The sequence below is a fragment of the Streptomyces sp. NPDC102467 genome, assembly GCF_044765445.1.
Lineage (GTDB): Bacteria > Actinomycetota > Actinomycetes > Streptomycetales > Streptomycetaceae > Streptomyces.
On sequence record NZ_JBIWKA010000005.1, the window covers coordinates 53,606 to 79,939 of the forward strand.

Sequence of the window (26,334 nt, forward strand, 5' to 3'; positions counted from 1 at the left end):
CCCCTTCGTAAAGGGGCCCGGGGTCACACGTGCTGCGCCTTGCGCTCGCGCAGCAGCAGCCACGCGAGGAACAGGCCGCCGCCGACCCCGGTGACCACGCCCACCGGCATCAGCGCCGAACCGGTCACGCGCTGCGTCACCAGATCGGCGGCGGTCACCAGGAGGGCGCCCGTCCATCCGGCGGGCAGCACGTTCGGTCCCGCCGCCCGCGTGACGCGACGGGCCAGCTGCGGTGAGGCCATCGCGAGGAACGGGATCGGTCCCGCCGCGGCCACCGCCATCGCGGTCAGGCCGGTGCCCGCGCACAGCAGGATCAGTCGGCTGCGTTCGGGCGGCACACCGAGCGCGCCCGCCGTGTCGTCGCCCATCTCCAGCATGGTCAGCCTGCGCCCGAACACCAGGATGACGGGGACGCAGACGAGCAGGCCGAGCCCGGCCATCCGGACCTCGCTCCAGCCGCGGTCGTTGAGGGAGCCGATCATCCAGCTCGCCGCCTGGGCCGCCTTGCCGATGTCGGCACGGATGTAGAGGAAGCTGGTCGCGGAGCCGAGCACCGCGGACACACCGATCCCGACGAGCACGAGCCGGTAGCCGTGCACGCCCCTGCGCCAGGCCAGCAGATAGACCGCCGTGGCCGTCGCGAAACCGCCGACCAGTGCGCCGAGCGCGGTCTGCGGCGCGCCCGCGTCGAGGAAGATGATCGCGACGAGCGCCCCCGCCGACGCGCCGTTGCCGAACCCGATGATGTCCGGGCTGCCCAGCGGATTGCGGGTGAGCGACTGGAAGACGGCGCCGGCCAGGCCCGTTCCGAAGCCGACCAGGACGGCCACCAGGGCGCGGGGCAGCCGCAGGTCGAGCACGATGAACTCGGCGCCGGGCGGCCCGTTCCCGGCGAACGTGCGCAGCGCCTCCACGGGTGACACCTCGTACGTGCCGGTGCCGACGGAGAGCACCACCAGGCACGCCGTGACCACGATCAGCACGAGGCAGACGAGCACCGTGCGCGGGTCGAAGCGGAGCGAGTAGCGGCCCGCGCGCAGCCGTCCACGACGCAACTCGGCGCGAACGGGGCGCTGTTCGGTCTCGTCGGTCTCGCGCTGTCTGTTCTTGACCGGCGCCGTCACAGTTGGGCCACCTTCCGCTGACGTACGAGATGGATGAAGAGCAGACCGCCGAGGAACGAGGTGACGATGTCCGCCTGGATCTCGGACGGCGCGACGGCGACCCGCCCGATCACGTCGGCCACGAGCAGCAGGGTGGGCGCGAAGAGGGCGCAGTAGGGGAGCATCCAGCGCGGGTCGGGACCGGTGAACGCGCGCACCGCGTGCGGAATCATCAGGCCGACGAAACCGATCGGCCCGCACACGGCGGTGGCGCTGCCGCACAGCAGCGTGATGGCCACAATGGACAGGACCCGGGTGCGCCGCACCGAGGTGCCGAGCGCGCGGGCATGGTCCTCGCCGAGGGAGAGCGCCCCGAGCGGCCGCGCCAGGGAGAACGCCAGCAGGGCGCCCGCGATCAGCAACGGCAGTGCGGTGAGCAGGAGTTCGGGGTCGCGTTTCTCGAGCGTGCCGACGGACCAGTAGCGCATCGAGTCGAGGGTGCTGAGGTCCCACAGCTGCAGGCCGTTGACGTACCCGAACAGCGCCGCGTTGACGGCGGTGCCCGCGAGGGCGAGTCGGACGGGGGTCGCCGCGCGGGTGCCGCCGAGCGCGTTCACGGCGACGGCGGCGACGCAGGCGCCGACGAGTGCGAACCACAGGTATCCGGTGAACGACGTGATGCCGAACACGCTGATCGCGGTGACGACGGCGGCCGACGACCCCGCGTTCACGCCGAGCAGCCCCGGGTCGGCGAGGGGGTTGCGGGTCAGGACCTGCATCACGCCGCCGGCCAGACCGAGCGCGGCGCCGATGGCGATGCCGATCAGGGTCCGCGGCAGCCGCAACTCGCGAACGATGTTGTCGAACCGGGATCCCGAGGGCGAGAACAAGCCGGACCACACGTCGCCGAGCGGAATGTGCTCCGTACCCACGGCCAGCGACAACGCGGCGGCCACGACCAGGAGGGCCACGCCGATGACCAGGCCGGTGGCCCTCGGGGGGCGGTTGCGGCTCGTGGCCGATAGTCGCGGCGTCTCTCCCGGGCGGGAACGCGTTCCTGTGAGCATGTGATTAGCTTAGGCTAACCTAACCAAGTCTGCTAACAATTACGTTGACGAAAACCCCGGTCGTTCACGGGTGCCTCGTAATTCACGAGGCCTCGTACTTCACAGGTGCCTGGTAGTTCACGGGTGAGCCCGGTACTTCACGGATGCAGGAAGAGGAGACATGCGCGTCCAGACCGCGGCCCCCGCCGCCCGGCCCGCAGCCCTGTCGGACCACCGGCCCGTCCGCGTCACCGGACCGCGCGTCACGCACTTCCTGGAGCGCCTGGCCGATGCCGACGACGCACAACGGGCGCGCGTCGCCGCGGAGTTCTGGCAGGACGTGGCGGGCCTCGGCACCCCGCTCGTCGAGGAGATCGACGGCGAGCCGGACCACCGGGCCGTCACCTTCCTGTGGCGCGGCCACCGGGCCACCCGGCAGGTGCTGCTCATGGCCAACCGGCTCATCGACCGCGAGCACCTGGCCGGCTCGCTCCTGGAGCGCGCCCCCGGCACCGACATCTGGCACCTCGGACTCCGGCTGCGCGCCGACCACCGCGGCTCCTATCGCATCGCCGCCGACGTCTCCGCGAAGGAACCGCCCGCCGACCCCGGTGTCCTCCAGGCGCGCCTTCGCTCCCTCGCCGTGCACGCCTCCCGCGACCCGCTCAACGCCCGTTCGCTGCCGACCCGTTGGGACGCCGCCGACGCGTCGGTCTTCGCCCTCCCGGACGCGCCCGCCGAGCCGTGGGCGTGGCCGCGCAGAGAGGGAAGCGAGAAAAGTGAGGGGGATGCGAGAGGTGAGGGGAGCGAGAAGCCCGCGGGCCGCGTCGAACGGCATCGCACGCCTGCCGCCGCCCTAGGCGGCCACCGCGACGTCTGGGTGTACCTGCCGCCAGGGCGTCCCCGCGACGAGGACCGGCTGCCCGTCCTGGTGCTCTGCGACGGCGACATGTGGCTCGGCCGCATCGGGCTGCAGCACACCCTCGACGCGCTGATCGCGCAGGGGAAGCTGCCGCCGGTCGCCGTGCTCGCGCCCGACGCCGTCGACCGCCTCACCCGCGGACGCGAACTCGGCGCGCGGGACGCCTTCGTGGAGTTTCTCGCCGACGAACTCCTGCCCTGGGCGGCCGGCCGCTGGCCCGTCACCGCGGACCCGGCCCGCACCGTCGTCGCGGGCCAGAGCCTCGGGGGCATGGCCGCGCTGCACGCCGGCCATCTGCGCCCCGACCGCTTCGGCCACGTCGTCGCCCAGTCGCCGTCCCTGTGGTGGCGGCCAGGACTCGCGCCGGACAAGCCGCAGAAGCATGTCTACGGGGTGCCCTGGCTCGTCGGCCGGTACGCGGCCGCCGCACCGCGCCCCATCACCGTCCACCTCGACGTCGGCCTGCACGAAGGCGCGATGGTCGACCACTGCGGTGCCCTCTACGACACCTTGCACTCGGCCCGCTACGAGGTCACCCGGCGCGAGTTCAACGGCGGGCACGACTACGCCTGTTGGCACGTCGCCCTCGCCGACACCCTGATCCGCCTGCTGGGCCCCGCGCCCGGCGGAACGCACCGGACCCCCTAGGGCCTGTCTTCAAACTCCCTCCCCCAGCCTTCGGCCGGGGGGACCCCAGAGCACGCACCAGACGCCGCGGGGCCGCCCTTCGGGCTGGGGGCACCTCCCAGCGTTAGCTGGGGGAGGGAGTTTGAAGACAGGCCCTAGCCCCCACGCAGCACCGTTCCACTCTTCTTGCCCTTAGGAGCATCACGAACATGTCCTCCAACAGAACCTCCCGCCGCGCGGTCCTGCTGTCCTGCACCGCCGCCGTCACAGGAGCCCTGCTTCTCAGTGGCTGTGGCAGCGACAGCGGCGACGACGGCGACAGCGGCGACGGCAAGGAGAAGGCGGCGGCCACCACGCGCCGGATCACCGACGCCCAGGGCCGCAAGGTCACGGTGCCGAGCGACCCGAAGAAGGTCGTCACGCTCAGCGAGCCGACCACCGACGCCACGCTCGCCCTCGGCATGAAGCCGGTCGGCGTGACCGCGGGACGCGGCCAGAAGGGCGTGTCCACCTACCTCGCGGACAAGGCGTCCACGGCGCAGGTCGTCGCCACCGTCGCCGAGGCCGACATGGAGAAGCTGGCCGCGCTGCAGCCCGACCTGATCCTGCTCGACGAGACGACCGGCGCGAAGAAGACGGTCGACAAGCTCCAGAAGATCGCGCCGACCGTGGTCACCGCAAAGCTCAACGAGGACTGGAAGAAGTCCTTCACCGACACCGCCGACGCCCTCAACAAGAAGGCCGACGCCGAGAAGTGGCTGACGGACTTCGACGCCGAGGTCGCCGACGTCAAGAAGAAGCTCGGCGACAACGCCGGTACGTCGGTCTCCGTGATCCGCTGGCAGGACGGCGCGCCCTCGGTCGTCGGCAAGGGCGACGGCGTCGTCGCCTCCACCTTGAAGGCGCTCGGCGCCACCCGGCCGAAGGACCAGCAGGGCGCGAGCACCGGACACAGCGAGCCGGTCTCCCTGGAGAAGCTGGACACCATCGACGGCGACTGGATGTTCTTCGGGACGCTCGCCGACCGGGCCGATGGCGAGAAGGCGTACGGCGAGGCCCAGAAGGTCACCAACTTCAGCAAGTTGAAGGCGGAGAAGAACAAGCACGTCGTGGTCGTCCAGGGCTCCGCGTGGAACAGCGCCGGCGGCCCGCTCTCCGCGCGGGTCGTCCTCGACGACCTCAAGGGGGCGCTCGCCAAGTGATATCCGGTCAGCAAGTGCTATCCGGTCAGGCACACGCCGATATCTCCACCGGTGGTGCGGGAGAACTGAGCGGCCGGTTCGCCCTTGTCACAGGGGCGGGCCGGGGGATCGGCGAGGCGGTGGTCGCCGCGCTCGCCGCGCGCGGCGCCCGCGTCCTGGCCACCGACCTCGACGCCGACACCGTCGAGAAGGTCGCGGCACAGTACGAGGGAGGCCAGGTGGTCGCCCGCCCGCTCGACGTCACCGACGCGGCGGCCGTCGAAGCCCTCGTCGCGGACGCCGAGTCCACCATCGGCCCCCTCTCCGTCGCCGTCAACGTCGCCGGAATCCTGCGCAGTTCACCCGCGATCGACCTCAGCGACGAGGACTGGGCCGCCACCTTCGCGGTCAACACCAACGGCGTCTTCCACGTCTGCCGCTCCGTCGCCCGCCGGATGAGCGCACGCGGCGCGGGCAGCATCGTCACCGTCGCCTCCAACGCGGCCGGCATCCCCCGCGCGGGCATGTCCGCGTACGCCGCGTCGAAGGCCGCCACCGCGATGTTCACCAAATGTCTCGGACTCGAAGTCGCCGAGCGGGGCGTGCGCTGCAACACCGTCTGCCCCGGCTCGACCCTCACCGACATGCAGCGCGGCATGTGGGAGGAGTCGGGCGCCGACATCGAAGCCGCCCGGCGCTCCGTCATCGAGGGCGACCTCGACGCCCACCGCACCGGCATCCCGCTCGGCCGGATCGCGGACCCGGGCGACATCGCCGAGGCGGTGGCTTTCCTCGCCTCCGACCGGGCCCGGCACATCACGCTCCACGACCTGTACGTGGATGGCGGCGCCACGCTTCGGGGGTAGCGGGGTTTGCCTTCTCGTGTGCCGGTTGCGCCTGTTCTTTGGCCGCGGGTGCGTTGTGGCTGGTCGCGCAGTTCCCCGCGCCCCTGGAGATGCGCACTTCGTGCGCCATCTCCTCCGATGAAGGCGAACGGCGAAGCCGCAGCCTTCAGGGGCGCGGGGAACTGCGCGAGAAGCCCCACGCACCCGCGGCCAAAGAACAGGCGCACCCGCCACGGCGAAGTGGCCGCCCCATCCCCCCGCACGACCTCACCCCCCCCACACCCAGGAGGCAACGATGACCACGTCCGTCCACGAACCCGTCACCACCCCACCGGAGGTGACCGGTACGGCGACCGCCCTCCTCGACGACTACCGTCCGGGCTCCGACCGGTTCCTCGCCACCCCGCACCGCACTCTCCTCGGTCACGGCACCACCGCCGAACTCCCGCACGGCGACGGGTCGTTGAGCGAGCGCGTGCGGGCGCTCCTCGACGGGCGCCGCCGTGCGGGGCACGCCGACGCCGTCGTCATGGGCGCCCTGCCGTTCGACCCCGCCGCCGCGCCCGCCCTCGCCGTACCGGAGGGAGTGCGCTGGGCGCCGCCGCTGCGGGAGGACCCGCTGATCGCGCTGCCCGTGCCGCCCGCCCGGGACGCCGCCGACTGGCAGGTGCGGGAGGTGCCCGCCGCCGAGGAGTACGGGGCCGCGGTCGCCGCCGCCGTCGCCCGCATGCGGGCCGGTGAGTTCGACAAGGTCGTCCTCGCCCGCACCCTCGAACTGACCGGGCCGAGCGCCCCCGACCTGCCCGCGATGCTGCGCCGCCTGGCCCGCCGTGACCCGGCCGGCTACACGTTCGCCGTGCCCAGCGGCCCCGGCCGTACGCTGATCGGCGCGAGCCCCGAACTCCTCGTCGCCCGGGACGGATCGCGCCTCACCGCCAATCCGCTGGCCGGCTCCGCGCCCCGCAGCGCCGACCTCGCCGAGGACGTCCGGCGCGCCGCGGCCCTCCTGGAATCGCCGAAGGACCTGCACGAACACGCCGTCGTCGTGGCCGCCGTGCGCGCGGCCCTCGCCCCGTTCTGCACCCGCCTCGACGTCCCCGAGCGCCCCACCCTCGTACGTACGGCCGCGATGTGGCACCTGTCGACCACGGTCACCGGCGAACTCGCCCGGCCCGACACCACCACCGCCCTCGACCTGGCGTCCGCCCTGCACCCGACCCCGGCCGTCTGCGGCAGCCCGACGGACCTGGCCCGCCAAGTCATCGCGGAGTCCGAGCCGTTCGACCGCGGCGCCTACACCGGCATGGTCGGCTGGCAGAACGCGGACGGCGACGGCGAGTGGGTCGTCACCATCCGCTGCGCCGAGGCCGAGGGCGGCCTGCTGCGCCTGTTCGCCGGAGCCGGGGTCGTCGCCGCGTCGTCGCCCGAGGCGGAGACCGCAGAGACCGGCGCCAAGTTCGCCACGTTCCTGAACGCCGTGGGAGCCACCCTGTGACCGCCGCCGCCACGACCCCGGGCGTGTTCGCACCCACCTGGCCCGCCGAGTTCGCCGAGCGTTACCGGGCGGCCGGTTACTGGCGCGGCGAGACCTTCGGGGGTGTGCTGCGCGAACGCGCGGAGACGCACCCCGACCGGATCGCCCTCGTCGACCCGGCGCCGAACCGGCGCACCTGGACGTACCGCCAACTCGACGTGCGCGCCGACCGGTTGGCCGCCGGGTTCGCCGAGCGCGGCATCGGCAAGGGCGACCGCGTCGTCGTCCAGCTCCCGAACATCGGCGAGTTCATCGAGGTCGTCTTCGCGCTGTTCCGCATCGGCGCGCTGCCGGTGTACGCGCTGCCCGCGCACCGCGACACGGAGATCGCGTACTTCTGCTCGTTCGCCGAGGCCGTCGCCTACGTCATCCCGGACCGGCACGCCGGCTTCGACCACCGCGACCTCGCGGCCAGGGTCAAGAAGGACACCCCGAGCCTGGAACACGTCTTCGTGGTGGGCGATCCGGGGGAGCACACCGCACTGGCCGACGTGGACGGCGAACCCCTGGACATGATCGGTCCCGAGCCGCACGAAGTGGCCTTCCTCCAGTTGTCCGGTGGCACCACAGGGCGGCCGAAACTGATCCCGCGCACCCACGACGACTACCTGTACTCGCTGTGGGGCTCGAACGAGATCTGCGGGGTCGACGCCGACACCCGCTTCCTCGTCGTGCTGCCCGCCGCCCACAACTTCCCGATGAGCAGCCCGGGTTGGCTCGGTGTGCTCTACGCGGGCGGCACCGTGGTCATGTCGCCGGGCACCGATCCCGACACGGCGTTCCCGATCGTCGCCGGGGAACGCGTCACGATGACCGGGCTCGTCCCGCCGCTCGCCCTCGTATGGACGCAGGCCGGACCCGACACCCGGTACGACCTGAGCACCCTGGAGCTGATCCTGGTCGGTGGCGCCAAGTACAGCGAGGCGGCCGCCCGGCGGCTCGAACCCGCGCTCGGCTGCAAACTGACGCAGGTCTTCGGCATGGCCGAGGGCCTCGTCAACTACACGCGTCTGGACGACGATCCGGAGACCGTCGTCACCACGCAGGGCCTGCCGATCTCCCCGCACGACGAGATCCGTGTCGTCGACGACGCCGACAAGGAGGTCGCCGAGGGCGCCTTCGGGCACCTGCTGACCCGCGGCCCGTACACCATCCGCGGCTACTGGAAGGCGCCCGAGCACAACGCCCGCGCCTTCACCGAGGACGGCTTCTACCGCACCGGCGACATCGTGCGCCGCACCCCGAGCGGCCACCTCGTCGTCGAGGGCCGGGCCAAGGACCAGATCAACCGCGGCGGCGAGAAGATCGCCCCGGAGGAGATCGAGAACATCATCCTCGCCCACCCCGCCGTCCATGACGTCTCCCTCGTCGCGGTTCCCGACGAGTACCTCGGGGAGCGTTCGCTGGCGTACGTCGTCCTGCGCGCGGACGCCGAACCCCTGAAGCCCGTCGCCGTGAAACGGTTCGTGCGGGAGCGTGGCGTGGCCGCGTACAAGGTGCCCGATCTCGTCCAGTTCGTCGATGTCTTCCCGCAGACCGGCATCGGCAAGGTCAGCAAGAAGCAGCAGCGGTCCGCCGCCGAGCAGCACTGAGAGGTTTCCCCCACCATGGCACTGCCCGCCATCGCCGCCTACCCCCTGCCGCGCCCCGGCGAACTGCCGGCGAACCGCGTCGCCTGGACCGTGGACCCCGCGCGCGCCGTGCTGCTCGTCCACGACCTGCAGCACCACTTCCTCGCCAAGTACCCGCAGAACGCAGCGCCGTTGACCGGCCTGCTCGACAACACGGCCCGACTCCTCGACACGAGCCGCGGCCTCGGCATCCCCGTCTACTACTCGGCGCAGCGCGGCGGCCAGACCCCCGAGGAGCGCGGACTCCAGCTCGACTTCTGGGGGCCCGGCGCCGCCGACGACCCCGAGGCCCTCGCCATGCCCGCGGCCGTCGCCCCCGAGGACGGGGACACGGTCCTCACCAAATGGAAGTACAGCGCGTTCGTCCGCACCGAACTCGAAGCGCTGATGCGGGGGTCGGGCCGCGACCAACTGGTCATCGTCGGCGTCTACGCCCACATCGGCGTGCTCATCAGCGCCGCCGACGCGTGGATGCGGGACATCCAGGCCTTCGTCGTCGCCGACGCCGTCGCCGACTTCACCCGCGACGACCACGACATGGCCCTGCGCTGGGCCGCGGGCCGCTGCGCGGTCGTCACCACCACCGACGCGCTCATCGAGGAGGTACGGGCCGCATGAGTCTCACCGGTCTCACCGTGGAACAGATCCGCGCCGACGTCGCCGACTGCCTCGGCGAGGACCCCGCCGACATCCCCGTCGACGAGAACCTCGTCGACCACGGCCTCGACTCCGTCCGCATCATGACCCTCCTGGAACGCTGGCGCCGCGACCACGCGGTCGACGCCTCCTTCGTCGACCTCGCCGAGAAGCCCGCCGTCGACGCCTGGGCCACTCTCCTCGGGGTGGCCGCCTCATGACCGTCGTCACCAGCGAGGACACTGCCACGCGCGACTGCGTCCTGCCGCTCACCGCCGCCCAGTCGGGCATGTGGTTCGCGCAGGCACTCGACCCGCTCAGCCCCGCGCAGAACACCGCCGAGTACCTGGAGATCGACGGGGAGCTCGACCCGGACGTGTTCGCCGCCGCGCTGCGCCACATCGTCACCGAGGCCGACACCCTGCGCGTCCGCGTCGAGGACACCCCCGACGGGCCGCGCCAACGGGTGTGCGCCACCGCCGAGTTGCCGCTCACCGTGCGCCGGGGCCTGAGCACGGACGAGGCCGTCGCCTGGATGCGCGAGGACCTCGCCCGGCCCTGCGACCTCGCCGACGGGCCGCTGTTCGCGCACGCCCTCTTCCGGGTGGGGGAGCGGCGCTGGCTCTGGTACCAGCGCGTCCACCACCTCGTCATCGACGGCTTCGGCCACTCCCTCCTCGTCCGCCGCACCGCCGAGGTCTACACGGCGCTGGTCAGCGGCGCGGACCCCGGCCCCCGCCCCTTCGCGACCCTCGCCGACCTGCTCGCGCTCGACGCCGAGTACCGGGCGTCGGACGCCTTCGAGGCCGACCGCGCGCACTGGGGCGCCGCGTTCGCGGACCGCCCGGAGTCGCCGCGCCTCGCCGGCCGTGGCGCGCTCCCGTCGCACACGTTCCGCCGCCGTACGGCACAGCTGCCGCCGGAGACGACGGAGCGGCTGCGCGAACTCGCCGCGGCCACCCGCGCCACCTGGCCCGACGTGCTCATCGCCGCGCAGGCCCTGTACACCGCACGCGCCACCGGCCGCGCCGACGTCGTCCTCGGCCTTCCGATGATGGGCCGCATGGGCTCGGTCGCGCTGCGCGTCCCCGGCATGGTCATGAACGTGCTGCCGCTGCGCCTCACCGTCGCACCGGACGCGACCTTCGCCCAGCTAATACGCCAAGTGGTGCTGGGCGTACGGGAGGTGAGACGCCATCAGCGGTACCGCTACGAGGACATCCGCCGCGACCTCGGTCTCCTCGGCGAGCAGCGCGGCCTCGTCGGGCCCCTCGTGAACGTCATGCCGTTCGACTACGCCGCCGACTTCGCGGGCGCTTTCGCGCGGGCCCACAACCTCTCCGCGGGCCCGGTCGACGACCTCACCGTCAACATCTACGACCGCGCCGACGGCCGGGGCCTGCGCATCGACCACGACGGCAACCCCGCGCTGTACGAGGACGCCGAACTCGCCGCGCACCAGACGCGCTTCGTCCATCTCCTGCACCGCCTCGCGGAGACCGACCCCGACGCCCCGCTCGACGCCCACTCCATCGCGACCCCCGCCGAACTCTCGTTGGTCCTGGACGAGTTCAACCGCACGGAACGCGCACTGCCGCCGACCACCCTCATCGGCCCCATCGTCGCGCAGGCCGCCCGCACTCCGGACGCGGTGGCCCTCGTATACGGCGACACCTCACTGACGTACGCCGAACTCGACGGCCGCGCCAACCGGTTGGCCCGCCACCTGCAGAGCCTCGGCGCCCGCCCGGGTCAAATCGTGGCCGTCTCCGTACCGCGCTCCGTCGAGCTGATCGTGGCCCTGCTCGCTGTGCTGAAGGCGGGCGCCGCGTATCTGCCGCTCGACCCGGACTATCCCGAGCAGCGTCTCACCTACATGCTCCAGGACGCCCGGCCCGTGTGCGCCGTCACCGACCGCGCGGGCCGCCTGCCCGCCGGGGCGGGCGCGCCGCTCGTGGTCCTGGACGGGCTCGACGTCTCCTCGTACGCCACGGTCGACCCGGGCCGGGCCCTCACGCCCGCGCATCCCGCGTACGTCATCTACACCTCCGGTTCGACCGGCCGCCCCAAGGGCGTCGTCGTGGCGCACTCGGCGATCGACAACCGGCTGCGCTGGATGCAGCACGCCTATCCGATCGGTCCTGACGACCGCGTGCTGCAGAAGACGCCGTCGTCGTTCGACGTGTCCGTGTGGGAGTTCTTCTGGCCGCTGCGCCAGGGCGCGACCCTGGTGGTGGCCGAGCCCGGCGGCCACAAGGATCCGGCCTACCTGTCAAGGATCATCGCCGAACAGTCCATCACCACCTGCCACTTCGTACCGTCGATGCTCCAGGTGTTCCTGGCCGAGGCCGACGCCGCGCAGTACTTCGCGTGCGGCGGGGCGCTGCGCCGCGTGTTCTGCAGCGGGGAGGCGTTGCCGCGCGAGACGGCGACCGCGTTCGCCCGGGCGCTGCCCGGCGTCGAGCTGCACAACCTGTACGGGCCGACGGAGGCCGCCGTAGACGTCACCTACCACGCGTGCGAACCGGAGGGCACAGGCCCCGTGCCCATCGGCCGGCCCGTCTGGAACACCCGCCTCTACGTCCTCGACCCGGCCGGACAGCCGTGCCCACCGGGCGTCGTGGGCGAACTCCATCTGGCGGGCCGCCAGTTGGCCGACTGCTACCTCAACCGCGACGAGCTGACCGCCGAGCGCTTCGTCACCGACCCGTTCGGCGGGCCCGGCAGCCGGATGTACCGCACCGGAGACCTGGCACGCTGGACCGACCGCGGCGAGGTCGAGTACCTCGGCCGCACCGACCACCAGGTGAAGCTGCGCGGCCAGCGCATCGAACTCGGCGAGATCGAGGCCCGGTTGACGGAACGGGACGGAGTCGACGGCGCCTGCGCGCTGGTCCGCGACGACCGCCTGATCGGCTACGTGACCGGTGACGCGGACCCCGCCGCGATCCGCGCCGCCCTGGCCCGCGAACTCCCCGAACACATGGTCCCCTCGGCGATCGTGCCCCTGCCCGCGTTCCCGTTGACCCCCAACGGCAAGCTGGATCGCGGCGCACTCCCCGCCCCGGTCTTCGCGGGCAGCGGCACCGCCGGGCGCCCGTCCGGCACCCGCGAGGAGACACTGACCCGCCTCTTCGTCGACGTCCTCGGCGTCACCCGAGCCGGCCCGGACGACGCCTTCTTCGACCTGGGCGGCACCTCGCTCCTCGCGGTACGCCTGGTCGCCCGGATCCGCGAGGAACTCGGCGCGGAGCTGACCATCGGCTCCCTCTTCGAAGCCCCCACCCCGGCCGCGCTCGCCACCCGCATCGGCTCCGCGGCCCCCGTCTCGGGCGACGCCCTGGACGTACTCCTGCCGCTGCGCCCAGGGGGCGAGCGCCCGCCCCTGTTCGCGATCCACCCGGCGGGCGGCATCTCCTGGTGCTACGCGGGACTCACCGCCCGCCTGGACCGGGATCAGCCGGTCCACGGCATCCAGGCCCGCGGCCTGACGGCGGACGGGCCGCTCCCGGCCACGCTGTGGGAGCAGGCCGCCGACTACGTGACCCGCATCCGCGCGATCCGGCCGCACGGCCCGTACCGGCTGCTCGGCTGGTCCGTCGGCGGCATCCTCGCGCACACCGTCGCCGTCCTGCTCCAGGAAGCGGGGGAGCGGGTCGACTTCCTCGCGCTCCTGGACGCCTTCCCCGCGGAACAGTGGCGCGAGCGCCCGGCACCGGAGGAGGGCGACGCGCTCACCGCGGTCCTGCGCATGGCGGGCTTCGAACGCGGCACCGAACGCACCCGTGACGACGTCCTCGCCACCCTCCGCAAGGCGGGCAGCCCTCTGGCGGGCCTCACCGACGCCACGCTCTCCCGCATCGTCGACATCGTTCCCAACCACGCCCGCCTGATGCGCGCCCACACCCACCGCCGCTACGAAGGCGACGTCCTGTTCTTCACCGCGGCGGCGCCCCGCCCGGAGAGCTGGCTGACCCGCGAGGCGTGGCGCCCGCACGTGAGCGGCGACGTGACGAACCATGATCTGCCCTGTACGCACCCGGAGTTGCTGCGCGACGACCACGTGGAGGTGATCGCGAAGGCGCTGTCCGTGCGCCTCGGCGAGCTCAGCGACTGAGGACCCGCGGTGCGGGCTCGTAACCTGGGCCGGATGACCGATCCGAGCCGAGTCGCAGACCAGACCCACCCGTCCGATCAGGACCGTGAGCGGCTGCGCCGTACCTTCACCGAGGACGCCGAACTCTACGACCGCATGCGGCCGGGCTATCCGCCGCGCATGTACGACGACCTGGCGGACCTCGCCGGGTCGGGGCCCGGCTGCCGGGTCCTCGAAGTGGGCGCGGGCACGGGCAAGGCGACCGTCCAACTGGCCGCGCGCGGCTGCCGGATCGTCGCGGTGGAGCTCGGCCACGCGATGGCGACGGTGGCCCGGCGCCGGCTCGCGGACCACCCGGGCGCGGAGGTCGTCGTGGCCGAGTTCGAGACCTGGCCGCTGCCGCCGCACCCGTTCGACCTGGTGCTCGCGGCGACGTCCTGGCACTGGATCGCCCCGGAGATCCGTGTCGCCAAGGCCGTCGCCGCGCTCCGTCCGGGCGGCAGCATCGCGACGGTGTCGACCCACCACATCAAGGGCGGCACGGAAGCGTTCTTCGCCGCGTCCCAGCGCTGCTACGAGCACTTCGACCCGACGACGCCGCCCGGCATCACCTTGCAGCCGGCTTCCCATGTCCCCAAGGACGAGGCCGAGTTGACCGCTTCCGGCCGCTTCGAACCCGCCGTCTTCCGTCGCTACGAATGGGACGCGACGTACACCACGCGGCAGTACCTCGACCTGCTGTCCACCTACTCGGGCCACCGCGACCTCGACCCCGCGGCCCGCGCCGGCCTGTACGACTCCCTCGCAGGACTCGTCGACGGACGGCACGGCGGCCGGATCACCAAGCGCTACATGACGGAACTCCGGCTGGCCCGCCTCGCTCACTGATGCACCGGTCGCGCGCGCCTAAGCTCGCCCCGCACCCAACCGAAAGAGAGTTGACGACGTCATGAGCGACCAGCTGACCGTGAGTGTCCTGGGCACCGGAATCATGGGCGCGGCGATGGCCCGCAACATCGCGCGGGCCGGACACACCGTCCGCGCCTGGAACCGCAGTCGCAGCAAGGCCGAGCCGCTGGCCGCCGACGGCGTGCGCGTCGTCGATACCCCGGCCGAGGCCGTGGCGGACGCCGACATCATCCTGACGATGCTCTACGACGGGCCCGCCGCCCTGGACGTCATGCGGCAGGCCGCCGACGGCTTGCGGCCCGGCGCCGCCTGGCTGCAGTCGACCACCGCGGGCCTGGACGGGCTGAGGGATCTGGCCGACTTCGCGGGCGCCCACGACCTGGTCCTGTTCGACGCGCCGGTCCTCGGCACCCGCCAGCCCGCCGAGGCCGGTGAGCTGCTGGTACTCGCCGCGGGCCCGAGCGCGCACCGCGACGCCGTGACGCCGGTCCTGGACGCCGTCGCCGCGCGCATCGTGTGGACCGGAGAGGACGGCGCGGCCGGCTCCGCCACCCGGCTGAAACTGGTGGCCAACAGCTGGGTGCTGGCCACCACCAACGCGGCCGGCGAGGTGCTCGCCCTGTCCAAGGCGCTCGGCGTGGACCCGCAGAACTTCTTCGACGCCATCGCGGGCGGCGGCCTCGACCTGCCCTACCTGCGGCTCAAGGCGGGCCTCGTCCTGGAGGACCGGCTCACCCCGGCCCAGTTCTCGGTGGCCACGGCAGCGAAGGACGCCCGCCTCATCGTCGCGGCCGGCCGCGAACACGGTGTCCGCCTGGACGTCGCCGAGGCAAGTGCGGCCCGCCTCACCCGAGCCGCCGAACAGGGCCACGGCGGCGAGGACATGGCCGCCGCGTATTTCGCGTCGTTCGAGGAGGACACGGGCGGCTCCGGGCGGTGACGCGGAGGGCTCAGCCCAGGCGCGGGATCTCGATAGCCGGGCACCGGTCCATCACCATGTCCAGACCCGCCGCGCGGGTGCGCTCGTACGCGGCTTCGTCGACGACGCCGAGCTGGAACCAGACGGCCTTGGCGCCGATGGTGGCGGCTTCGTCGGCGACGGGGCCCGCGAGGTCGCTGTTGACGAAGACGTCGACGACGTCGACCGGGAAGGGGATGGCGTCGAGCGAGGGATAGCCTTGCTCCCCGTGGACCGTCTCGGCCTTCGGGTGTACGGGGACGACCCGCTTGCCGAAGCGTTGCAGGACCTCGGCGACTCCGTACGCGGCCCGTGCCCGGTTCGACGAGAGGCCGACGACGGCCCAGGTGTCGCCGGACTCCGTGAGGATCTTCCGGATGGTGCCCTGATCGGCGTACATGCTGACTCCCTGCCGGCGCGGAACTCCCTGTCCTGCGGTCAACCCGTGGGGTCTGCCGTGGATTCCTGACCGTCTTTTGCCGGATGCCGTCTGTGCAAACCGTTGACGCAAGAAGGGTTCGATTCTACGGTCCCGTCCGAAGTCGCGACCGTCGTTCGATATGTCGGACAATCTTGGACTGTCGTGCTCGCCCGTAGAGCCGTCTGCCCCCGTAGAGCCAAGGAGCCCCGCGTGAGCCGTACCTCCGGACGTATCTCCCGCCGCACCAGAACCGCGCTGCTGGCCGTACCCGCCGCCCTGGTCCTCGCTCTGGTCCCGTCCGCCGCGTCCGCGTACCCGAACCCCGGGTACGTCACCGGCGACACCGTCGTGCACGACCCGACCATGATCCGCACGTCGGCCGGGCAGTATCTGCTCTACGCGACCGGCGGCGGGCTCGGGTTCCGTTCGTCCACGGACCGGACCGCGTTCAAGGCCGGCAGCGACGCCTTCACGAGCAAACCCTCGTGGTGGTCGTCCTACGCGTCCGAGGCGTGGGCGCCCGACATCTCGTACCACGGCGGCAAGTACCTGATGTACTACGCCGTTTCGACGTTCGGCTCCAACAGGTCCGCGATCGGCGTTGCCGGTTCGAGCACCGGGCTGCCCGGCTCGTGGACGGACTACGGCGTCGTCTACACCTCCACCACGTCGAGCGACTACAACGCCATCGACCCGAACCTCTTCGTCGACAGCGACGGCAAGTGGTGGCTGTCGTTCGGGAGTTGGTGGACGGGCATCAAGATGATCCGGATCGACCCGTCCACCGGCAAGCAGTACGCGGGCGACACCGCCCGCCGCTCGCTCGCCTCCCGCCCGACCGGGACCAAGGCCGTCGAGGCGCCGTACATCGTCAAACACGGCAGTTACTACTACCTGTTCGCCTCGTACGACGTGTGCTGCTCCGGCACCTCCTCCACGTACAAGGTGAAGGTGGGACGCGCGAGCAGTGTCACCGGGCCGTACTACGACAAGAGCGGCGTCGCTCTGACGAACAACGGTGGCACCCCGGTCCTGGAGTCGCACGGCAGCGTCATCGGCCCTGGCGGGCAGTCCATCATGAACGACTCGGACGGCGACCTGATCGTCTATCACTACTACGACGGCAACGACAACGGCACGCCGAAGCTCGGCGTCAACCTCCTTGACTGGAGCAGTGGTTGGCCCGTCGCGTACTGACGTTCAAAGGAAGGCGCTCAGCCGACGTGCACGCGCGGCCGCCGCTGCGGGTCGCGTTCCGCGCGGCGCAGCACCTCACGCGTGACCGGGGCCACCTCGCCGTCACCGAAGACGAGGAAGCGCAGCAGATGGCTGACGGGGTGGCCCTCGGTCCAGTTGAAGTACGCGTGCGGGACCTCGCCCGTGCGGTCGCGCAGGTTCATCAGGACCGCGGCGACGGTGTTCGGGACGCCGGGGCCGTGCACCCGTAGGCGGCGCACCCCGTGCTTCTCGTCACCGTGCACGGTCAGGTCCTCGGTGAAGTCCGACGAGTCCTGGATGAAGACCTCCAGGAAGATCACCGGCCGGCCCTCGGGGATGTGCGTGTCCTCGCGCTGGCAGTGCTCCTTGTCGCGGTACTCGGCGGTGGTGTGCTCCTGCGGTTCGTTCGCGATGATCCGCAGCGGGCCCCGCGCCGCCGCCTCGTCGACGATCCGCTGGGCCGCCTCGTCGAACGTGACCGCGCCCGCGCGCAGTTCGAAGGCGCGGTGCACCCGGGAGGCGAAGGAGGAGACCAGGATCGCCACGATGAAGATCGCGGCGATCTTGATGCCGTCGGGGCGTTCCACGACGTTCGTGACGAGCGTGTAGGCGAAGACCGCGGTGATCGCGCCGAAGCCGAGCGCGGCCCGGCGGCGACCGCGCCGGTGCACGGCGACGGTCGAGGCGAACGACGCCGACAGCATCAGCACCAGGACGCCGGTGGCGTAGGCGCCGGACTGGTCGTCGACGTTCGCGTCGAACCACAGGGTGATGGCGACCGCCGTCCCCATGAACGTCAGGACCAGGGGACGCACGGCCCGCGTCCACTCCGGGGCCATGCCGTAGCGCGGCAGATAGCGGGGGACCAGGTTGAGCAGACCCGCCATGGCGGACGCGCCCGCGAACCACAGGATGCAGATCGTCGAGACGTCGTAGACGGTGCCGAAGCCCTCGCCCAGATACGTGTGCGCGAGATAGGCGAGCGCCCGCCCGTTCGCCGGACCGCCCGCCTCGAACTTGTCCTGCGGGATCAGGATCGTCGTGGCCAGACTCGAAAGCAGCAGGAAACCGCTCATGATCAGCGCGGCCGTGGTGAGCAGTTTGCGGGTGTCACGGATGCGCGCGGTCGGCTTCTCGTACGTGTCGTCGGCGCCGCCGCGCACCTGTGGCATCACCGCCACGCCGGTCTCGAAGCCGGACATGCCGAGCGCCAGTTTCGGGAAGACGAGCAGGGCGACGCCGACCATCACGAACGGCGAGGAGTGCTCGGCCGTCATGGCGTCCCACCAGTTGCCGATCTTGACCGGCTGGGTCATGACGTGGACCGCGGCGGTGACGAGGACGACGATGTTCAGGGCGAGGTACGCGGCGACGAGCACCACCGCGACCCGGATCGCCTCCTGGAACCCCTTCAGGAAGACCGCGCCGAGCGCCGCGAGCAGTACCAGCGTGATCCAGGTGTTGGCGCCGTGCAGCGCCGCGGGCGCGAACGGGTTCTCCACGACGTGGGCCGCCGCGTCCGCCGCCGAGAGCGTCATGGTGATCATGAAGTCGGTGGCGGCGAACCCCAACAGCACGAGCACGAACAGCTTCCCCGCCCACCAGGGGAGGAGGCGCTCCAGCATGGCGATCGACCCCTCGCCGTGCGGTGACTCCTTGGCGACCCTGCGGTACACCGGCAGGGCGCCCAGCAGGGTGAGCGCGATCAGTACCAGCGTCGCCAGCGGCGACAGCAGACCGGCGGCCAGAGCCGCGATGCCGGGCTGGTAGCCGAGCGTGGAGAAGTAGTCCACACCGGTCAGACACATCACCCGCCACCACGTGTGGCCCTGGTGCTCCGGCGGAACATGCCCGTGCGGCCCCTGATGCTGGGCCGTCCGCTCGGACAGACCCTCCAGCAGCCAGCTGCGCCAACGGTGCGCGGGTGCGGGCGTGACGGCTGGGCTCTCGGCCGGGGTGCCGGTCATGTGGGGATGCTTCCTGTCGGACGGCTCGGGCTCTCTGTGACGACGTGCGAGTATCCACCACATCCTCGCCCGCACCTCGGGCGGGGGCGAGCCCGGCGGCGCCTGCGCATACGCTGGTCCGATGCAGGACGAGTACCGCACCGTGCCCCATGAAGGCGTGCACGAGACAGAGATCAACCGGTCCCGGTTCCTGTGCGCGCTCGCGCCCGCCGCTACGGAGGAGGAGGCGCAGGCCTTCATCGCCCGCATCCGTAAGGAACACCCCACAGCCGGCCACAACTGCTACGCGTACGTCATCGGCGCCGACGCCTCCGTACAGAAGGCGAGCGACGACGGCGAGCCGGGCGGCACCGCGGGGGTGCCGATGCTCCAGATGCTCACGCGGCGCGAGATGCGCTACGTCGTCGCGGTCGTCACGCGGTACTTCGGAGGCGTGAAACTGGGCGCAGGCGGACTGATCCGGGCGTACGGGGGTGCGGTCGGCGAGGCACTCGACACCCTGGGCACCGTGACGCGCCGCCGGTTCCGGCTGGCCACGGTGACCGTCGAGCACGCGCGGGCCGGGAAGATGGAGAACGATCTGCGGGCCACCGGCAAAGATGTCCGGGATGTCCGCTACGGCGAAGCGGTCGTCATCGAGATCGGGCTTCCGGAGGGGGACGTGGAGCGGTTCCGGGGGTGGCTGGCGGATGTGAGCGCAGGGACCGCCGGGTTCGAACTCGGCGGCGAGGCCTACGGCTGAGTCGGTGTCAGGGGTCAGCCCGCGCCGGGCGGCTCCGCGCGCAGGCGGGGCGCGGCGCGGGCGTGGTGGCTGGTCCGGGCGTGGTGGCTGGTCCGGGCGTTCCGGCCGTGATGTCCGACCCACCGGTTAGCCTCGTGTGTCATGAGACTGCTGCACACGTCCGACTGGCATCTGGGCCGCGCGTTCCACCGCGTGAGCATGCTCGATGCCCAGGCCGCGTTCATCGGCCACCTCGTCGCCACCGTGCGCGAGCGTGACGTGGACGCGGTGCTCGTGTCGGGCGACGTGTACGACCGGGCGGTCCCGCCGCTCTCCGCGGTCGAGCTGTACGACGACGCGCTGCACCGGCTCGCCGAGCTGGGTGTGCCCACGGTGATGATCTCCGGGAACCACGACTCGGCCCGCCGCCTCGGTGTCGGCGCGGGACTGATCGGCCGCGCCGGCATCCATCTGCGGACGGAGGCGAGCCGCTGCGGAGACCCCGTCGTCCTGCCGGACACCCACGGCGACGTCGCCTTCTACGGGCTGCCGTATCTCGAACCTGCCCTGGTCAAGGACGAGTTCGGGGTCGCGAAGGCCGGTCACGAGCAGGTGCTCGCCGCCGCCATGGAGCGGGTCCGCGCCGATCTGGCGGGGCGCGCCCTCGGCACCCGGTCCGTGGTCCTCGCGCACGCCTTCGTGACCGGCGGCGCGCCCAGCGACAGCGAACGCGACATCACGGTGGGCGGCGTCGCCGCCGTCCCCTCCGGTGTCTTCGACGGCGTCGACTACGTGGCGCTCGGGCATCTGCACGGCAGCCAGGTCATCTCCGAGCGCGTCCGCTACTCCGGCTCGCCGCTGCCGTACTCCTTCTCCGAGGCCGACCACCGCAAGAGCATGTGGCTCATCGACCTCGACGGTGACGGTGCCGTCGCCGCCGAGCGGATCGACTGCCCCGTGCCCCGGCCGCTCGCCCGGATCCGCGGCGACCTCGACGACCTCCTCGCCGACCCGGACCTCACCGTCCACGAGGAGTCCTGGGTCGAGGCCACGCTCACCGACGAGATCCGGCCCGACGACCCCATGGCCAAGCTCGTCGACCGCTTCCCGCACACCCTCAGCCTGCTCTTCGAACCGCGCCGCACCGACACCCGGCCCGACGCCACGTACGCCGAGCGCCTCAAGGGGCGTGACGACCACGAGATCGCGGAGGACTTCGTGACCCATGTCCGGGGCGCGGAGCCCGACGAGGGCGAGCGGGCGCTGCTGCGGGCCGCGTTCGACACGGTGCGTACCGACGACGTGGTGCGCGAGGTCGCCCGGTGAGACTGCACACCCTTCGCGTCACCGCGTTCGGCCCCTTCGGCGGGACGCAGGAGATCGACTTCGACGCGCTGTCGTCCGCGGGCCTCTTCCTGCTGCACGGCCCGACCGGCGCCGGCAAGACCTCCGTCCTCGACGCGGTCTGCTTCGCCCTGTACGGATCCGTGCCCGGCGCCCGGCAGATCGGCGGCGGCCAAGGACAGAACCTGCGCAGCGACCACGCCGGACCGGGCGTACGTACGGAGGTCGCCCTCGACCTGACCGTCGCGGGCCGCCGCCTGGGGCTCACCAGGCAGCCGCCCTTCGCCCGCCCCAAGAAGCGTGGCACGGGTTTCACGACGGAGAAGGCGCAGAGCTGGCTGCGTGAGTACGACGCCGTGGTGGGGGAGTGGAAGGACCTCAGCCGCTCCCACCAGGAGATCGGCGAGGAGATCACGCAGCTGCTCGGCATGAGCAAGGACCAGTTCTGTCAGGTGGTGCTGTTGCCGCAGGGCGACTTCGCCCGCTTCCTGCGCGCCGACGCCGAGGCCCGCGGCAAGCTCCTCGGCCGCCTCTTCGACACGCACCGGTTCGCCGCCGTCGAGCAGCGACTCGCCGACGACCGGCGCGGCGCCGAGAAGCAAGTGACCGCCGGGGACGCCGAGTTGCTCGCCGACGCGCACCGCATGCAGCAGGCCGCGGGCGGCATCGTGGAGCTGCCCCCGGTCGACGCGGCCCCCGGCGACCCCGGTCTCGCGGACGCCGTACTGGCCTGGGCCGCGACCGCCCGCTCCACCGCCCGCGAACACTTCACGCACACCCATCTCGCCCTCGCCGCCGCCGAGTCGGCCCGCGTGGCGGCGCAGCACGCGCTGGCCGACGCCACCGAGACGGAGCGCCTGCAGCGCCGCTTCGCGGAGGCGCGGGCGCGGTCGGCCGCCCTGGCGGACCGCACCGAGGAGCACCGGGCCGTCGAGGAGCGCATGGACCGGGCCCGCAAGGCGGAGACGGTCGCGCCCGCGCTCTCTCTGCGCGAGGCGGCGGAGGAGGAGCACGGATCCGCACTGCGGGAGGAGGAGCGGGCGCGCGGCGAGCTACGGGCCTGGTCGCCGACCGGGCAGGGTGCTGGCGGGGGCGGTGTGGGGCGGTCTGGTGACGGCTTCGCGCCGGGGCGGTCTGGTGACGGCTTCGCGCTGGAGGGGTCTGGTGACGCCTTCGCCCCGGAGCGGTCCGGTGACGCCTTCGCCCCGGAGCGGTCCGGTGACGCCCTCGCGCTGGAGGGGTCCGGTGACGCCCTCGCGCCGGAGCGGTCCGGTGACGCCCTCGCGCCGGAGCGGTCCGGTGACGCCCTCGCGCCGGAGCAGCCCGGCGGCGCCCTCGTCCCGGAGCCGCTCGCCGACGCGGGGCCCGCCGCCCTCGCCGCGGCCGCACGGCGTGTCGCCCAGGAGCTCGGTGGCCTCGACGCGGCGCGCCGCGCCGAGCGCAGACTCGACGCGCTCGCGCGCGCGCGCGCAGGACTCGACCGCGAGGAGCGCGCCGACGCCGAACTCCTCGACGAGGCAGGAGCCTGGCTCGGCGCATGGGACACCCGCCGCTCCGCGCTCCAGTCCGGCGTCGACGACGCACAAGAGGCGGCCACCCGCGCCGAACACCTCGCCGGACAGCTGGACCCCGCGCGCCGCCAGGCCCGCGCCGCGGTCGAGCGGGACCGGCTCGCCACGCACGCCGAAGGCGCCCAGGACGCGGTGCTGCGGGCCCGCGAGGACGCGGCCGCCGCACACGAGAACTGGCTCGGTCTGAAGGAGCAGCGGCTGCGCGACGTCGCCGCCGAACTCGCCGAGAGCCTCGTCGACGGCGCACCCTGCACCGTGTGCGGAGCGACCGAACACCCCGCGCCCATCGCCAAATCCGCGAGCCACGTCGACCGGGCCGCCGAGGAGAGCGCCCTCGACGCGTACCGCAGAGCCGACGTGCGCCGTGCCGACACCGAGCGCGCCCTGGGCGCCCTCCGGGAAGAACTGGCCGCTGCCAAAGCCGCCGCCGGAGACCAGCCGGCCTCGCAACTCGCCGAGACCGTCCGCGAACTGGAGACGCGACACGCCGACGCCCGCGCCGTCGCGACCGGGCTGCACGCGGCCCGCGAGACCCTCGCCCGCGCCGAGAGCGAGCACGACCGACGGCTCACGGACCGACAGGACGCCGCCACCCGAACCGCCGCCCGCTCATCCCTGCGCGAGGCGCTGGCACGTGAACAGGCGGGACTGGAAAGTGAGTTGGCGCAGGCGCGTGGCAGCGCTGAGAGCGTCGAGGAGCGCGCGGCCCAGCTGGAGGCTTACGCGCACCTGCTCGCCGGGGCCGCCGAGGCGGCCCGCGCCGTCGAGGACACCGCGACCCGGCTCAAGGCCGCGGACGCGCGACTCGCCGACGCCGCGTTCCGCGCCGGGTTCGACACGCCGCGGGCCGCGGCCGCCGGCCTCCTCGACGACGCCCGGTACCGGGAGCTCCAACACCGCCTGGACGCCTGGCAGTCGGAGCAGGCCGCGGTGCGCGCGATGCTCGCGGAGGAGGACGCCGCCAGGGCCTCGCGCAGGCCCGAGGCCGATGTCGGCGCCGCCCGCGCCGCGGCCGACGCCGCCGACGCGCGCGTCCAGGCTGCCGCTTCCGCACGGGACGCGGCAGCCCGCCGCTGCGACGAACTCGACCGGCTGTCCCGGCGCGCCGCCACCGAGGCCCGCCGCCTCGGCCCGCTGCGCGCGACCTACAACCGGATCGCCCGGCTCGCCTCCCTCGCGGCCGGCACCTCCGCCGACAACGAGCGCAAGATGCGCCTGGAGTCCTACGTTCTGGCCGCCCGCCTCGAGCAGGTGGCGGCCGCGGCGACCGCACGGTTGCGCCGGATGTCGTCCGGTCGGTACACCCTGGTCCACTCCGACTCCCTTGCCGGGCGCGGCCGTTCGGGCCTCGGGCTGCACGTCGTCGACGCCTGGACGGGGCGCGAGCGCGACACGGCGACCCTCTCCGGCGGCGAGACGTTCTTCGCCTCCCTCGCCCTCGCGCTCGGCCTCGCCGACGTGGTCACGGACGAGGCCGGCGGTGTCCGTCTCGACACCCTCTTCATCGACGAGGGCTTCGGCAGCCTCGACGACCAGACCCTCGACGAGGTCCTCGACGTCCTCGACTCCCTGCGTGAGCGGGACCGCAGCGTCGGCATCGTCAGCCACGTCGGCGATCTGCGCCGCCGGGTGCACGCGCAGCTGGAGATCGTGAAGGGGCGGGCCGGGTCGGTGGTGCGCCAGCGCGGGGCCGGTGGCTGACACAGGGAGCCCGGATCTGTGGACCCGCGAAACTCCCGCCGTGGACCCCGAATGGGCCCGCATCCGAGAGCCGGCGCGCCGGGCGCTCGTGGCCGAGAGGGGGCAAGCCTCCGCCTGACCTCGCCTCTCCTCTCCGCCTCCGGGGCGGCCCGCTCACCTACCGGTGGTCCATCGACCTCGGTGAGCGGACGGCTGTCAGGGAACGTCTACCCGGCCCGTGGGTTTCAGCCCCTTGTATGCCTGCTGAACGCGGGCGACCTGGAGCTTGGCGGCCATCTCGGCTCGCTCGCCCGTGACCGCCTTCGGGGCCCCCGTCACGTAGGTCCACACCACGGTGTTCCCCACCCGCACCCTGCTGTGGATGTACGCGGTCTTGTGGGCGCCGTTCAGCACTTGGCTGGACGCGCTGCTCGCGTCGCCGAGCGATGGCATCTTTGTGCCTGCGGGCAGCGGGTCGTAGACCGGCAACGCGTCGTACAGGCGGCGCGCACTGCTCACCTTGTGGAACGAGTAGACGTTGAAGCTGAAGCGGACCCACTTGGTGGTCATCTGCGGCCCACGCACAAAGTTCGCGGTACCGCTGGCGGTTGTGTCGCTGCACGTGTTGTCCTCAATGAGGATCTTGCAGGTGTAGATGCTCGTGTCCACAATCCGGTTGGCCTGCGTCCAGCCCGGTAGCGATGCCTTGTCCGCCAGAGCAGCCTTCACGTCGCGGGCCTTCAGCATGGACACCGGCTTGGCCGCCGGCTTGTCCTGTGCGTCCTGGCCGGACCCGCACCCGGCGAGCAGCACCCCCGCTGCTGCTACCGCCGTCGCGACACGACCTGCCGCGTGTCTTCGTGTACTCCACACCATGCATCCCACCCCTTTGGTCGACGGCGCCTGATCATACGTAGATGCACGGGCCACGCGCCCGTAGGGGACCCACGGCGCTGCATCGCCGGCGCATTCTTGTAGCCGACGTGTCCGATGCCGCCGCCGCGCCCGCCGCCGACGGCGCCACCGGATTCGTGGTGCTCGACGCGCGCTCCACCGCGTCCTGGGACCAGGGCCACGCCCCGGCGCGGTACAGGAGAACCCGGCCCCGGGCAGCGGTTCAGTCGACCCGGTGAGGCGACGCGCGGAGGAACCGTGCGTCCCGGTGGCCGACGGCGTCCGCCGGACACGCCGCTCGCAGCACCACGTCGAGGGCGGCATCCGCATCACCCGCGTAATGCCCGCTCGCCCAGGCCGCGTTGGCCTCCACCACCGCCCACTCGCCGCCGCCGGAGAGTCGGCCCACGTCGACGACCACCGCGCTCGGCAGCGTAGCCATCGGCAACCGCGCCGCGAACGCCAGGACCTCGCCGCGCAGCGGATCGTCGTCGAGCGCCGCCACGTCCAGGGCGCCGCGCCTCGCGTATCGGGACGCGGTACGCACCTCCCCGTCGAGCAGGAACAACCGGTACTCCACGTCGAACGCCACGATGTCGCTGACCAGCACAGGTGTGGTGTCGTCGACCGCGTCGGGGCCCGGCAGCCGACTTCCGTCCGGGTAGACGCGGGCCGGGAAACTCTTGTCGTTCGGCGGCTTCACGAACGCCGGACGACGCAGACCGCGAGCCTCGGACACGGTCATCAACTCGATTCCCCGGTGCGTGAGTTCGGGCGGCAGGCCGGCCAGCCAGCCGGGCGCCGCCTCCAGCAGCCCGAGCCCCAGCCCGCGGGAGACCGCGTCCGCGAAGAGCGGCCCCGCGTACAGGGACGCACCCGGGAGCCGCTGCGAGGCGTCCGGCGCGCGCCACGTCATCAACGTCTCGACGTGCAGTCCGCGCCGTCGGGCGGCACCTGACAGAGCCTGGCCGGTGGCCGTGAGACGGGGGGAGAGGAAGAGGGTACGGGACGTGCTCATGAGGTGAGGATG

The 26,334-nt window shown here is 72.5% G+C and carries 21 protein-coding genes and 1 pseudogene; 15 read left to right on the forward strand and 7 right to left on the reverse strand.

Annotated features, from left to right (window positions below; translation table 11 throughout):
* Window positions 1-23 precede the first annotated feature (23 nt).
* On the reverse strand, window positions 24-1,124 hold the full coding sequence (locus tag ACIREE_RS11265; RefSeq protein ID WP_404149558.1) for a FecCD family ABC transporter permease: 1,101 nt from the start codon (window positions 1,122-1,124) through the stop codon (window positions 24-26).
* Window positions 1,121-2,170: a FecCD family ABC transporter permease gene (locus ACIREE_RS11270; RefSeq protein ID WP_404149561.1), complete on the reverse strand. Its 1,050-nt coding sequence runs from the start codon at window positions 2,168-2,170 to the stop codon at window positions 1,121-1,123. The genes ACIREE_RS11265 and ACIREE_RS11270 overlap by 4 nt, the downstream gene beginning before the upstream one ends.
* Before the next feature lie 160 nt (window positions 2,171-2,330).
* Here ACIREE_RS11270 and fes point away from each other — a divergent pair, with 160 nt between their 5' ends.
* The 10 genes from fes (at window position 2,331) to ACIREE_RS11320 (ending at window position 15,470) form a co-directional block, all read left to right on the forward strand.
* On the forward strand, window positions 2,331-3,719 hold the full coding sequence (gene fes, locus ACIREE_RS11275) for an enterochelin esterase (RefSeq protein WP_404149563.1): 1,389 nt from the start codon (window positions 2,331-2,333) through the stop codon (window positions 3,717-3,719).
* A gap of 188 nt (window positions 3,720-3,907) precedes the next feature.
* A complete protein-coding gene (locus tag ACIREE_RS11280) occupies window positions 3,908-4,900 on the forward strand; it encodes an ABC transporter substrate-binding protein (protein WP_404149566.1) in 993 nt (330 codons plus the stop codon).
* A 14-nt stretch (window positions 4,901-4,914) separates the two neighbouring features.
* Entirely contained in the window at window positions 4,915-5,745 is an 831-nt protein-coding gene (locus tag ACIREE_RS11285) for a 2,3-dihydro-2,3-dihydroxybenzoate dehydrogenase (RefSeq protein ID WP_404149569.1), read from the forward strand.
* Window positions 5,746-6,019: 274 nt separating this feature from the next.
* Window positions 6,020-7,219, forward strand: coding sequence for an isochorismate synthase (locus tag ACIREE_RS11290; RefSeq protein WP_404149572.1), 1,200 nt, complete (start codon window positions 6,020-6,022; stop codon window positions 7,217-7,219).
* Entirely contained in the window at window positions 7,216-8,850 is a 1,635-nt protein-coding gene (locus ACIREE_RS11295; protein ID WP_404149574.1) for a (2,3-dihydroxybenzoyl)adenylate synthase, read from the forward strand. Before ACIREE_RS11290 ends, ACIREE_RS11295 begins: the two co-directional genes overlap by 4 nt.
* 15 nt (window positions 8,851-8,865) lie before the next feature.
* On the forward strand, window positions 8,866-9,507 hold the full coding sequence (locus ACIREE_RS11300; RefSeq protein WP_404149576.1) for an isochorismatase family protein: 642 nt from the start codon (window positions 8,866-8,868) through the stop codon (window positions 9,505-9,507).
* Window positions 9,504-9,746, forward strand: a complete 243-nt coding sequence (locus ACIREE_RS11305) for a phosphopantetheine-binding protein (protein WP_404149579.1) — start codon at window positions 9,504-9,506, stop codon at window positions 9,744-9,746. Before ACIREE_RS11300 ends, ACIREE_RS11305 begins: the two co-directional genes overlap by 4 nt.
* On the forward strand, window positions 9,743-13,642 hold the full coding sequence (locus ACIREE_RS11310; protein ID WP_404149581.1) for an amino acid adenylation domain-containing protein: 3,900 nt from the start codon (window positions 9,743-9,745) through the stop codon (window positions 13,640-13,642). The genes ACIREE_RS11305 and ACIREE_RS11310 overlap by 4 nt, the downstream gene beginning before the upstream one ends.
* Before the next feature lie 33 nt (window positions 13,643-13,675).
* Complete coding sequence (locus ACIREE_RS11315) at window positions 13,676-14,509, forward strand: class I SAM-dependent methyltransferase (protein WP_404149584.1); 834 nt, start codon at window positions 13,676-13,678, stop codon at window positions 14,507-14,509.
* 61 nt (window positions 14,510-14,570) lie between these two features.
* Window positions 14,571-15,470 (forward strand): NAD(P)-dependent oxidoreductase, encoded by a 900-nt coding sequence (locus ACIREE_RS11320; RefSeq protein ID WP_404149587.1) that lies wholly within the window; start codon window positions 14,571-14,573, stop codon window positions 15,468-15,470.
* A 10-nt stretch (window positions 15,471-15,480) separates the two neighbouring features.
* Here the strand turns inward: ACIREE_RS11320 and ACIREE_RS11325 are convergent, their stop codons facing one another.
* Window positions 15,481-15,888 carry a CoA-binding protein gene (locus ACIREE_RS11325; protein ID WP_404149590.1) on the reverse strand — a complete coding sequence of 136 codons (408 nt, stop codon included), beginning with the start codon at window positions 15,886-15,888 and terminating at the stop codon, window positions 15,481-15,483.
* A 231-nt stretch (window positions 15,889-16,119) separates the two neighbouring features.
* Between ACIREE_RS11325 and ACIREE_RS11330 the strand changes: the two genes are divergently transcribed.
* Window positions 16,120-17,106: an arabinan endo-1,5-alpha-L-arabinosidase gene (locus ACIREE_RS11330; protein WP_404149593.1), complete on the forward strand. Its 987-nt coding sequence runs from the start codon at window positions 16,120-16,122 to the stop codon at window positions 17,104-17,106.
* Between the two features lie 17 nt (window positions 17,107-17,123).
* Here ACIREE_RS11330 and ACIREE_RS11335 read toward each other — a convergent pair whose 3' ends face one another.
* Window positions 17,124-19,094, reverse strand: a complete 1,971-nt coding sequence (locus ACIREE_RS11335) for an amino acid transporter (protein WP_404149595.1) — start codon at window positions 19,092-19,094, stop codon at window positions 17,124-17,126.
* A 121-nt stretch (window positions 19,095-19,215) separates the two neighbouring features.
* Here ACIREE_RS11335 and ACIREE_RS11340 point away from each other — a divergent pair, with 121 nt between their 5' ends.
* On the forward strand, window positions 19,216-19,836 hold the full coding sequence (locus ACIREE_RS11340; RefSeq protein WP_404149598.1) for a YigZ family protein: 621 nt from the start codon (window positions 19,216-19,218) through the stop codon (window positions 19,834-19,836).
* A 14-nt stretch (window positions 19,837-19,850) separates the two neighbouring features.
* On the opposite strand, the gene ACIREE_RS11345 is transcribed toward ACIREE_RS11340, so the two are convergent.
* The gene (locus ACIREE_RS11345; RefSeq protein WP_404149600.1) at window positions 19,851-19,979 is read right to left on the reverse strand and encodes a hypothetical protein; all 129 of its coding nucleotides are present in this window, start codon (window positions 19,977-19,979) and stop codon (window positions 19,851-19,853) included.
* Between ACIREE_RS11345 and ACIREE_RS11350 the strand changes: the two genes are divergently transcribed.
* Both ACIREE_RS11350 and ACIREE_RS11355 read left to right on the forward strand, forming a co-directional pair.
* The gene (locus ACIREE_RS11350) at window positions 19,978-21,141 is read left to right on the forward strand and encodes an exonuclease SbcCD subunit D (RefSeq protein ID WP_404149602.1); all 1,164 of its coding nucleotides are present in this window, start codon (window positions 19,978-19,980) and stop codon (window positions 21,139-21,141) included. The two genes, ACIREE_RS11345 and ACIREE_RS11350, sit on opposite strands and share 2 nt — an antisense overlap.
* The gene (locus ACIREE_RS11355; RefSeq protein ID WP_404149605.1) at window positions 21,138-24,431 is read left to right on the forward strand and encodes an AAA family ATPase; all 3,294 of its coding nucleotides are present in this window, start codon (window positions 21,138-21,140) and stop codon (window positions 24,429-24,431) included. Before ACIREE_RS11350 ends, ACIREE_RS11355 begins: the two co-directional genes overlap by 4 nt.
* Before the next feature lie 195 nt (window positions 24,432-24,626).
* Here ACIREE_RS11355 and ACIREE_RS11360 read toward each other — a convergent pair whose 3' ends face one another.
* A complete protein-coding gene (locus tag ACIREE_RS11360; protein WP_404149608.1) occupies window positions 24,627-25,223 on the reverse strand; it encodes a hypothetical protein in 597 nt (198 codons plus the stop codon).
* A gap of 164 nt (window positions 25,224-25,387) precedes the next feature.
* Between ACIREE_RS11360 and ACIREE_RS11365 the strand changes: the two are divergent.
* A pseudogene (locus ACIREE_RS11365) lies at window positions 25,388-25,492 on the forward strand (rhodanese-like domain-containing protein); the annotation flags it as partial.
* A gap of 35 nt (window positions 25,493-25,527) precedes the next feature.
* Here the strand turns inward: ACIREE_RS11365 and ACIREE_RS11370 are convergent.
* Window positions 25,528-26,322: an ATP-grasp domain-containing protein gene (locus ACIREE_RS11370; protein ID WP_404149611.1), complete on the reverse strand. Its 795-nt coding sequence runs from the start codon at window positions 26,320-26,322 to the stop codon at window positions 25,528-25,530.
* Window positions 26,323-26,334: the final 12 nt, after the last annotated feature.